Below are 10,444 nucleotides of genomic sequence, written 5' to 3'. Positions count from 1 at the left end.
AGCGGCTTGCCCGTAATGAATCCCGGCGAGTCGAACTCGCGGATCCGGCTGTATTCATCCATCATCCAGGCCATGATTTGGGAATTCGTCATCACGTCGGGAGCGGGTATATCCTTCGTCGGTCCGACGATCTGGCTGATGGCTCGGACATATCCTCTGCTTAGCCGCTCAAGCTCACGGAACGACATGCTCCGCGGATCGCATACGACGCCGCCCTTGCCGCCGCCGTATGGCAGGTCGGCGATCCCGCACTTTAACGTCATCCAAATCGACAGCGCCTTCACCTCTTCAACCGTGACGCCGGGATGAAAACGAACGCCGCCCTTGGTCGGTCCCGCGGCATCGTTATGCTGGGCGCGAAAGCCCGTGAACACCCGGGTCGAGCCGTCGTCCATGCGGACGGGAATACGGACCGTCATCATGCGCATCGGCTCGCGGAGCAGCTCGACCATCTCCGTTCCGTAGCCAAGCGAACGAAGCGCCTGCTCGATGACCGTTTGGGTTGCTTGCAGCATCAAATCATGGTTCTGTGCGGACACGGATTGAACACCATCCTTTGGCAATTGAAACGGCTAGAGGCGATGCAGGTAAATCGGAATACGGCACACAAACAGAAAAGAGCGACCGCGAACGGCGTACCGCCCGGGATGCTCTTCCGGATAAATTAAGATTCGAAATGAGTGCAAATTTCGCGAACGGCGCCGGCGTCAATGACGGTCTTGCCGTATTCCTCCAGCACAGCCGACGTGACGGAAGTCGCTTCTCCGTATTCCGCAAGCAACGCGATAATAGCGTGATTACGGTTAGGCTCTTCGCCGGCCGGATCAAAGGCCAGCATGTATTTGCCTCGGTAGGCGTATAATCGGCCGTCCTCGGTCAAGCCTGACGCAAGCAGCTGCTTGCTGACCGAAATGACGTCCTCGAAATCCCGGAATGCGTACATCACGACATCGGTTTGCTCCAGCGTGACTTCCATCTCATACACATCTTCGTCCTGCTCGTCGTCGCTTCCGGGATAACCGCTGTGGTGGGCTTCGGTCTTGCCGCGGGTCACGATTACGACCATGCCCTGTGCCGGGAGAGCGAAAACTTCGACCGCAAGAGGGCCGCTGGCATCGAATCCGAGCTCGCTGTATGCCTGATCCATCATCTCGCTGAACAGCTCGTGAACCTTCGGTATTTCTCGCCACATGTCATCCTTCTGTATTCCCCGTTCCAGGAGGTCGTCGAACGTCAGGAAAATCCGAATCTTGTCCTGACTGAGCCGCTCGATCTTCATGCTGGGATCCCCCCTTTGCAGCATCGGTTATAACAGCGTATGAGCCGTCATACAATATGTGATTAAAATAAAATTCTATGTAACTATGTTATCATGTCTTACCCCGAATTGCACTAGCATACGCAAAAATCCGCTGATGAACAAAGGGCCGGCGCCCGCTGAGCATGCGGAAAGCCGGCCCTTCGCCTCAACCGTTAATGGGAAGCAGAAGAGGACTCCGACAGAATGCGGTCCGCTTGCCGCTTCACCTCGGGATCACCGTTAAGCAGCGATTCGATGGTATCCCATGACTTCTCGTCCGATCGGGATGCCGCCGTTCCCGACTGCTTGCCTTTGGTCTCCGAACCGAACTTGCGTTTCAGCGCCGTTTCGATCAGCCTGCCCTTCATTCCCGACATGAGGTCTCCCGTTGCATTGCCCGCCCAAGCGAAAGCGCCCGGGCGCTTCCGGGATAAATACGCGGCGGCCGCAACGCCGACGATGCCACCCATTATAAAACCGTTCCATTTCATGACCGTAAACCTCCTTGGAGTAGCGATTCATTCCCTCGTCCCTATTCTGCCCTTGCCTTGGCGGGCCATTCGGCTTAAATATTAGGAAAACGGTAGCTGGCCGCTCCAAAAGAGTAAGTGATACAATGGATAAGCACCAGAAACGGAGGAAACGCCATGAGAAAGACATCTATGCTGCTGACGGCGGCGCTGGCGCTGATGCTGGCTGCCGGATGCGGCTCCGCGGATCGGAGCGCGTCCGGATCCGCAGCGCAGGAGAACGTCGCCAAGCCTGCTCCGGATTCCGCGGCAGCAACCGACAATCGCGATCAGGCCACAAAACAATCCGCCAGCACCGGGGCCGGCGGTGCTGGCGGAGGTGCAATCGGCGACAGCGGCACAAAAAGCACGACCCAAGCACCAACCGAAAAACCCGATCCCTCGAACAAAGCCGATAAAGCGGCCGAGCCGAAAAAAAACCTGTACCGGATGAACAAGAATTACCGGTTCGAGCCGCTCGCACCCGGCGTCGCCGACAAAGTCGTGCTGCTCACGTTTGACGACGGCCCGAAAGAAAAAGAGAGGCTCACAAACATGCTGGACACGCTGGATAAGCATAAAGCCAAAGCGGTGTTCTTCGTCAACGGCTACCGTGTCATGCAAAATCCCGATCTGCTCAAGCTGATAGCCGAGCGGGGCCAAACGATCGGCAATCATTCCTGGGATCATATCAATCTAAAGAACGAGAGCAAAGCGAAAGTGCGCAAGCAGATCGGCGATGTGCAGACACTCGTCGAGGAGTTGACCGGCAAAAAGCCGAGAATGTTCCGCGCGCCCTTCGGCTCGGGAGGCGATGTCGTGAAAGCCGCGGCAGCCGACGAGCGGCTGCTGTATATGACCTGGTCCAACGGCTCGCTCGATTGGGACAAAAGCGCCAAGAACAAGCCGGACGCCGTAATCGCGAGCGTTATGAAGCAGTTGCACCCCGGAGCCAATATCTTGATGCATGAGCTGCCGTGGACGGCAGACGCACTCGACAGGCTGCTGACCAAGCTCGAAGCGAAAGGCTACGGCTTCATCGATCCCGAGACGATCGAGCTGCCGGGGACCGCATCAGCGGCAGCGGCCCAAACGAAAGCGTCCGGCACCGACACGAAACATTAACCGCTATGGCCGCTTGAGCGCGCCGGTTCTCAAAATGAAAAGATGCGATTCGGCAGGCGCCATGAAACGAAGCGGCAGACCGGTAGTGCCGAAGCCGCAGCTCACGAACAGCCGCGGGGCGTGCCCCCCGGTTTGTTTGCGCGGCGCCAGTGCAAACCAGCCGCTTCTGTAGCGGCGCGCTGCTTTGACCGGGTGCCAGCCGCCGGAAAAAGGCAGCACGATCTGCCCCCCGTGCGTGTGGCCCGACAGAATAAGATCGACCATGCCGGCCGAGTCGTCCGCCAACTGGTCCGCGATCGCCGGATCATGCGCCAGGAGCAGCGTAAAGACGCGGTCAGGACTCGCGCTTCCATCGATCGGATCGATCAGCGCCATTTCCACGCGGTCGCGGCGGCTTTTCGCATAGTCGATCCCGGCCAAACGGAAACGGCTGCCGTCCGCGTGCTCGAGCAGCACCGATTCGTTGGCAAGCACGGTCACCCTTTCCTCCCGCAGCAAAACGTCCAGCTCGCGGATCCGATCGTCGTAGTCGTTATTTCCGTAAACCGCATAAACCGGCCCCAACTCCGACAATGCGCGCAAGTTGCTTCTCGTCCTCTGCAGCGGCACCCCTTTCTCCCGCATATCTCCGCCCACCAACACAAGATCGGCGCCGCCCGACTCCGCTACCGTGCGGATCAGCGTCGGCGGAATGGTCCGGCGATGCAAATCGCTTATAAAAAAAATACGCGTCCCGTCAAAGGACGCAGGCAGACGCGGCAGCACGATCTCCTCCACACGGACCGTCGCGCGAAAGGCTTCATACGCCATCCGGACGACCAGTCCGACGGCCGCTCCGGCCGCAATTGCCACAGGCCACAGCATTCCGCTCGCCCCTCTCCGAATTATGGATTGCCCGCGAGCTGGCGCCCAAACAGAAACAAGCCGGCGGCCAGCACAAGAAACAGAAATATTAGCGTATGGTAGAACCATTTGGCCATTTGCTGCTTGTTCGAGGGATGTTTCGTACTGCGCGGCGGCAGCCTGGGTTTGTCCTTCCGGCCCTGCACCGCCTGCGCCGTTTTGTCTTGCCATGCGCTTCGATTTCTGGGTTTCATCGTCTCTTCCTGCGTAAAATCGCTCATGATTCCCTCCGAAAACGTATGATTAAGCCCATGATGGCATCCACGGCAAAGTGTGCCAGCACAGGCGCCCAAAGCGTTCCGGTCTGCACGTAGATCCAGCCCAAGCCGTAGCTGATTGAAAAGACGAGGCCGGTAGGTATCCAGTGGCGCAAATAACGCACATGAATGGCCGCGAATATAATGCTGGTCCAATAAGGGCCGAATGAATGCTGAATCGCTCCGCGAAACAACAGCTCCTCGCAGATGGAGACGACAAAGGAAATGAGCAGGATATGCCAGACGGGCCGGTTGCGGAACAAGCGATCGTTGACGCCGCCGTCGTCCGCCGCTTCATCGGGTATCCAACGCGACAGAAGCAGATCGACCGCGATCACGGCCGCCCCCAACCCGATCCCCCAATACACGAACGCCATTCCCGGCGGAATGTTCCACAGAGAAATCGGATTTTGCCGCTGAAAAAAAATCCAGATCAAGCCGATAACAAAAGTAAGAGCCTGCGTCGCGTAAAGATTGATGAGCAGCATGCGATCATCCAGCTCGTCGACGGTCACTTTGCGTATCTTGATGTTTTTCAAGTCGATTTTTTTCATATTATCCGCCTATATTTCTTTTTTCATCATCTTACTCTATACTATCCACTAACTAGATTGAAGGAGACTGTCATGGAAAAGAGATTGACCCGCACCGAAATGTTGTTCAGCCTAGGCTTCATCTTAATGCTAATCGTGGCCGTAGCGGCATTTTTTGTCGGCATCAAGGTGGGCGCGGACAAAACGGAAGCAAAATACGCGCCTGCCAACAAACTAAACGGAGATGCCGAGATAAAAGTTACAGCTTACCAGCAGCAGGATCTCGTTTCTTTCTATCATACCGTATTTTTGCCCTACCGTGAATTTGTGAGTCAATGGGTGGCCGACATCGACAAAATGAAAACCGGTTTATCCACGGATCCCTCGGCGAAGCTCAAGGAGCTGTCCGCGCTCGCGGACAAGCAGTACGCGGAAGCGTCGAAGGCGACCGTATCCCGCGTGTCGCCGCTGCTGGTCCAGTCGCACACGAATGTGCTCAAGAGCTTAAAGCTGTTCGCGCAAGCCGCCGAACGGAGCCAATCGGAGGCGCGGTCGACGGGCGCCGCAGGGGTGGTTGCGCAGCTCGGCAAAGACGCTTATTACAGACAAGCGCTGGAATTTGCGCTGATCGCCCAGCAGCAATATTACACAGCCATGCTTAAATGGAGCGCGTCGCTCGACCCCAACATGCCGGCCGATGTCGAAACTGCGGGCAACATGGATCTGAACGCCTGGAAAACGCAGCCGCTCGTTATCAAGAACAAGCTTATGGCGGATCAATTGGAACGGCGCAAGCTGCTTACCTCGTACTATCCGCAGGACCTGACGGCGCGTGTGGATTTGTTCCTCTCATCGGGTCAGGCGGACAGAATGCGCACCAAGTCCGTCAATACAGTCGTCGATCTGCTTATCGGCACGGAAGCGATCCGGATCGGCGATTTTACAGCGAACAAAGCGCGTTTTTACGGCAAAGAGCTGTTACCGCAGCTGCCGTTCTTCGTTTCGTAACATCGCGGCCGGCGTCAGTCGTAACGGAATCCCTGTAGCAAGGGCTATGGCCGCTGTTCCGCCCGAATCGTGGCGGAGGCGGCCATAGCCTTGTTCGCTTCCCCCTTCGGATTTATGGCCCAATAATAACGAAATTTTCACATTTCAGCAAGTTTGCCGATTGCAATTATCCTCTCCATTGTTATAATAGGAAGGGTTAAATAACGCATCGGGAGCCGCGGCTTGTACACATGGTGAGGCGGCGCGCGGCGGTATAAGATTTTCGGAGCAATCTCTCGTCCCGGGAAGCAGGGTTGCCGGGGGGCGGGATTTTTTCTTTCCATACTTATTGCCACGAATTTGGGAGGTTTTTGTTCATGTTTAAAGTTTTGGTATCCGATCCGATCAGCGATCTCGGCATTCAGCAACTGGTCGACGCAAGCGACATTGCCGTCGACAAGAAGCCGGGACTCAGCGAAGACGAGCTTGTCGCCATTATCGGTGAATACGACGCGCTGCTCGTGCGCAGCCAGACCCAGGTCACAGCACGCATTATGGAAGCCGGCAAGCAGCTTAAGGTAGTGGGCCGCGCTGGCGTAGGCGTCGATAATATCGATCTCGCCGCCGCAACCGAACGCGGCATTATCGTCATCAATGCGCCGGACGGCAATACAATCACAACGTGCGAGCATACCTTCGCGATGATGATGGCGCTCGCCCGCCACATTCCGCAGGCTTACGCGAAAACCGTCGGCGGCGTATGGGACCGCAAGACGTTCCTTGGTGTCGAGCTTCGCAACAAGAAGCTGGGCGTGCTCGGCATGGGCCGGATCGGCAGCGAGGTAGCCGTGAGAGCCAAGGCATTCGGCATGGAAATTTTGGCCTATGACCCGTTCCTGACAGAAGAGCGCGCTGCGAAGCTCGGCGTGAAGCTGTCCACGGTTGAGGACATCGTCCGCAACGCCGACTTCATGACGGTTCATACCCCGCTCACGCCGGAAACCCGCCATATGATTGCTCGCCCGCAGTTCGAGGTCATGAAGCACGGCATGCGCATCGTCAATTGCGCACGCGGCGGCATCATCGACGAGCAGGCGCTGGTCGAAGCGATCGACCAAGGCATCGTCGCCGGGGCCGCATTCGATGTGTTCGAGGTGGAGCCGCCGGCTCCGGACCATCCGTTCCTGAAGCATCCCAGAATTATCGTGACGCCTCATCTCGGCGCTTCTACCGTTGAAGCCCAGGAGAATGTGGCGATCGACGTATCGGAGCAGGTACTTCACATTCTCCGCAACGAGCCGTTCAAAAACGCGGTCAACATGCCGGCGATTCCCGGCGACGTGCTGAACAGGCTGCAGCCTTATTTCACGCTCGGCGAGAAGCTCGGCAGCTTCATCGCCCAACTGACCGAAGGCGCCGTTCAGGAAATATCGATCAGCTATTCCGGCGAGCTGGCGGACGTCGATACGCAGCCTCTCAACCGTTACATTGTGAAGGGTATCCTTTCGCATCATCTCGGCTCGGATCAGGTTAACGTCGTCAACGCTATGCATCTGGCCAAATCGCGCGACGTGAACATCGTCACCCAGAAATCGACCGCGCACAAAGGCTTTACGAATCTGGTCACCGTCTCGCTCCGCACCAAACAGGAAGAGCGTCTCGTGGCCGGAACGCTGCTGAACGGCTATGGCGCCCGCATCGTGCAAATCGACAAGTACCCTGTCGATGTAGCGCCGGAAGGCAACCTGATTTTGGTTAGCCACAACGACAAGCCCGGTATCATCGGCCGCGTCGGCACCCTGCTCGGCTCGAACGACGTCAACATCGCCACCATGCAGGTCGGACGCAAGCTTGTAGGCGGCGCCGCGATCATGGTGCTTACCGTCGACAAAGGCGTTCCGAAGCAAGTGCTCTCTGAAGTCGCCAAGCTGCCTGATCTCAACAACGCCAAAGAAATAATGCTCGTTTGATCATACCAAGAAGCGGTACGGGGCTGCCCCGCGCCGCTTCTTTTTCATGTGCGCCATTCAGCCCTTACCGAAACAGGCTCCCCCCCTTTGTTCATCACTGTGATGTCCTCCTGCCGCCTACGACAGCGCCGCTGCGACTATCGAAATAGCTCCGGGAACCGATGCCCTGGAACGAGGCGCCACGGGATGCTCCTCGGCGGTTGGCGACATCCGGTTGTGCCGAGCTGCCGCCTTGGGTGGCATGCGTTCGATGATTGTTGCGTGAAATCGTCTTCGCATACTGCAGCGGGTTCAAGTATCCCTTTCTCGCCCCCTCTCCGTAAGCCTTGCCGAAGGATACCTTGGCCGATTGCGCGTTGCACTCGATCAGCCATACCTTGCCGTTGCGATCCACGGCAAAGTCGATGCCGATCTCGCCGAATTGCCCATAGGTATTTTCCACACTGCGGTATATCGCCATCAGGAATGCGCGAATTCGGGTTAGGAGGCCATATATTCTTTGATTGGAGTACTGGGGGAACAGCTTTTTCAAATACGTGTCATACCGGTATGCGCCTGCATGGGTCGTGATGGGGGAATTTTTTTGACCGACGCGTACGGCGACGCCTGCAATTTCGATTTCGCCGTTCTCATTGCGCTGCACCTCGGCGCGGAAATCGCAGAGGCGATTCGTATCGACCCTCACCAGATCGATCGCTTTCTGCACGATCACCTTCTTTCCTTTGAAGAACGTGCGGATGGCCCTTTGCAGGCTGCTCCGATCGTACGTTGTTTTTCGGACCAATGCGCCCAGAAGGGAATAGCTGTATAAAAACCGGTTCCCGGACAGCTTTTCAATCCGCATCACCTTCGTTCCCTTGCGTCCTCGGCATGCCTTGACATAGACCTTGCCGAGCTTCTGCAGCATACTCATGATTTCATCCATATTTTCCACGCTCTGCGTTGCGGGCAGATAGGAACGCACGCTTTTATCGAGATTTAATTTCTGATAGAGCTTCCCTTTATTGAACGCGATAATCGGGTTTATTTTCTTAACGCCCGCTTGCTCTAGCCTCGCGATTACCTGTTTCACGGGTTTACCGGAACCGCCGCGCACGTAGACCACATCGGGAAAAGCAAGTATCCCTCGTTCCCATTTGTTGTCCGCATAATTGAAATGAATGGCGCGAATGCGGCGCTCTTTGAAATCCACGTCCTTGCCTGCAAAAAAATGGAGTTCGGTATGCGCGACTTTATTTGCTTCCACCAGCTCCTTTACTCTGCTGAACGCCTCTTGCGTTTCCAGTATTCTGTGTATTTGCTTCCTTCCCAGCAGGACGCCGACTAACGTGCTTCGATCGGCTGACGATGTGCGGGAAACAGCCATATCCAATTCACCTCTGGTCCACTCGTTTTAAATCCTTGGCACGCCCTCCGTTGCCGCGCGGCATATCCGGAAGCTCATTCACGGACACGACTTCGTCGGTCCGCTTGACGGGCTTCTGCCAATATTGCTCATGTCCCGGGAGCTCGTCGAACCAGGTTGCCTCTTTGGGGCAATCGAGAATCATCAATTTGCCGTACTCCCCTTCGCGGGATTGATGATACTTCAAGTATGCTTTTCCGTCCTCGATCGCCAGAATCTCAATTTTGCCCGATGTGTGGCTCATGCACAGCCTGACCCTTTTCCCCAGTCCGGACGTTCTGGCTTTGGCGCTTTCAACGATGCGGTAAACCTCTTCAAGCGGAAGAACGAACCCGCTGTTTCCGGCTACGGGCCGGTTGATAAAAAAATAGTAAGGCGTCACGCCCGCCCACGACAGCCGATCCAGCAATTCGCCCAGCACCGCCGGATCGTCATTGATCCCCCGAAGCACAGGCGTTTGATTGACGACGATCGCGCCCGCGTTATACAACGCTTTGAAGCATTTGACCGCTTCTTCCGTCAGCTCCCTGGGATGATTGACATGCGCCATGATATAGATCCGTTTTTCCTCCGAGGAATAGGTGCGGATCACATCCAGCAGTTCCTCATCCTCGTAAATTCGCATCGGATTGAATAAAGGCAGCTTCGAGCCGATCCGAATGATCTTGACATGATCGATGGCTCGCAGCGCTTCGATGATCCCCCGCAGCTTCTTGGTAGCCAGAATCAGCGGATCGCCGCCCGTCAGCAGCACATTGTTGATCTCCGTCGTTCTTGCAATGTAGTCAAGGCCCTCCTGGACGTCGGGCATCGCTTCCTTCACGTCTGCCCGGAACAGCCTTTTCCGAAAGCAAAACCGGCAATAAGCCCCGCAAACCTCTGAGACGATGAGCAGCGCCGTCGTTTTGTATTTGTGCTGGCAGCCTTTGACGACGTAGTTGGTATCCTCATCCGAAGCGTCCCAACGCCCGTATTCGCGAAGCTCGCTTGCATTTGGAATGACAAGACGACGGATGGGATCGCCCGGATTCGACCAGTCTATCAATCTCAAATAGTAATCGTTCAGGCGAAAAACGAACTTATCGGCAACCTGCTGCAACGACTCGCGCTCACCCTCGGTCAATCCGGGGATATCATGCAAATTCATGCTGTATTTGACCTGCAATTCACTTTCTCCCTTCATCGTTGAGTGTGGAATCGATCTGCCGCGCACTCCCTTCTATCGAATCGAAGATAGTAAATGCGGCAATGGAAGTATAGGTGATAGCTAATGTGGAAAAAGAATTGAAATCCGCTCATGTGGTAGCGAGCTTGCATTTTCAACATATTTTAGTAGGGTAAGACGGGGGATTACTCCCCCGGACTCCCCGTCAAACCGTGCATGCGGATTTCCCGCACACGGCTTTCAAGGCAAGTCATCCGCACGGGCTATTAGACGAGCTCAAGTCCTGCTGG

At 56.1% G+C, this 10,444-nt stretch carries 11 protein-coding genes; 3 read left to right on the top strand and 8 right to left on the bottom strand.

Translation table 11 applies throughout. The annotated features are described in order from the left end of the window. From BG52_RS08040 to BG52_RS08030, 3 genes are all read right to left on the bottom strand, one after another. On the bottom strand, positions 1-515 hold a 515-nt coding region (locus BG52_RS08040; protein WP_144340772.1), incomplete at its 3' end, for a Glu/Leu/Phe/Val family dehydrogenase. Positions 516-664: 149 nt separating this feature from the next. After that, positions 665-1,279 carry a genetic competence negative regulator gene (locus BG52_RS08035; protein WP_036582669.1) on the bottom strand — a complete coding sequence of 205 codons (615 nt, stop codon included), beginning with the start codon at positions 1,277-1,279 and terminating at the stop codon, positions 665-667. A 194-nt stretch (positions 1,280-1,473) separates the two neighbouring features. Further along, positions 1,474-1,791: a hypothetical protein gene (locus BG52_RS08030; protein ID WP_036582671.1), complete on the bottom strand. Its 318-nt coding sequence runs from the start codon at positions 1,789-1,791 to the stop codon at positions 1,474-1,476. Positions 1,792-1,947: 156 nt separating this feature from the next. Between BG52_RS08030 and BG52_RS08025 the strand changes: the two genes are divergently transcribed. After that, entirely contained in the window at positions 1,948-2,934 is a 987-nt protein-coding gene (locus BG52_RS08025) for a polysaccharide deacetylase family protein (RefSeq protein ID WP_051587631.1), read from the top strand. 3 nt (positions 2,935-2,937) lie between these two features. Here the strand turns inward: BG52_RS08025 and BG52_RS08020 are convergent, their stop codons facing one another. Genes BG52_RS08020 through BG52_RS08010 form a run of 3 tightly spaced genes read right to left on the bottom strand, consistent with a single transcriptional unit; the run spans position 2,938 to position 4,648 of the window. Continuing rightward, positions 2,938-3,798 (bottom strand): metallophosphoesterase, encoded by an 861-nt coding sequence (locus BG52_RS08020; RefSeq protein ID WP_036582673.1) that lies wholly within the window; start codon positions 3,796-3,798, stop codon positions 2,938-2,940. A 20-nt stretch (positions 3,799-3,818) separates the two neighbouring features. Then, a complete protein-coding gene (locus BG52_RS16045) occupies positions 3,819-4,058 on the bottom strand; it encodes a hypothetical protein (protein ID WP_036582676.1) in 240 nt (79 codons plus the stop codon). Continuing rightward, positions 4,055-4,648 carry a CPBP family intramembrane glutamic endopeptidase gene (locus BG52_RS08010; RefSeq protein WP_036582677.1) on the bottom strand — a complete coding sequence of 198 codons (594 nt, stop codon included), beginning with the start codon at positions 4,646-4,648 and terminating at the stop codon, positions 4,055-4,057. The genes BG52_RS16045 and BG52_RS08010 overlap by 4 nt, the downstream gene beginning before the upstream one ends. Before the next feature lie 72 nt (positions 4,649-4,720). Between BG52_RS08010 and BG52_RS08005 the strand changes: the two genes are divergently transcribed. Both BG52_RS08005 and serA read left to right on the top strand, forming a co-directional pair. Continuing rightward, positions 4,721-5,635 carry a hypothetical protein gene (locus BG52_RS08005; protein ID WP_036582680.1) on the top strand — a complete coding sequence of 305 codons (915 nt, stop codon included), beginning with the start codon at positions 4,721-4,723 and terminating at the stop codon, positions 5,633-5,635. 356 nt (positions 5,636-5,991) lie between these two features. Then, positions 5,992-7,584: a phosphoglycerate dehydrogenase gene (serA, locus tag BG52_RS08000; protein ID WP_036582683.1), complete on the top strand. Its 1,593-nt coding sequence runs from the start codon at positions 5,992-5,994 to the stop codon at positions 7,582-7,584. Positions 7,585-7,678: 94 nt separating this feature from the next. Here the strand turns inward: serA and BG52_RS07995 are convergent, their stop codons facing one another. Beyond that, complete coding sequence (locus BG52_RS07995; RefSeq protein ID WP_223298954.1) at positions 7,679-8,830, bottom strand: YheC/YheD family endospore coat-associated protein; 1,152 nt, start codon at positions 8,828-8,830, stop codon at positions 7,679-7,681. Between the two features lie 127 nt (positions 8,831-8,957). Further along, complete coding sequence (locus tag BG52_RS07990) at positions 8,958-10,136, bottom strand: KamA family radical SAM protein (RefSeq protein WP_144340767.1); 1,179 nt, start codon at positions 10,134-10,136, stop codon at positions 8,958-8,960. Between the last annotated feature and the right edge of the window lie 308 nt (positions 10,137-10,444).

The sequence above is a fragment of the Paenibacillus darwinianus genome (assembly GCF_000598065.1).
GTDB classification, from domain to species: domain Bacteria; phylum Bacillota; class Bacilli; order Paenibacillales; family Paenibacillaceae; genus Paenibacillus_I; species Paenibacillus_I darwinianus.
The sequence above is the reverse complement of the archived record's forward strand: the minus strand, read 5'-3'. Positions and strand labels throughout refer to the sequence as shown.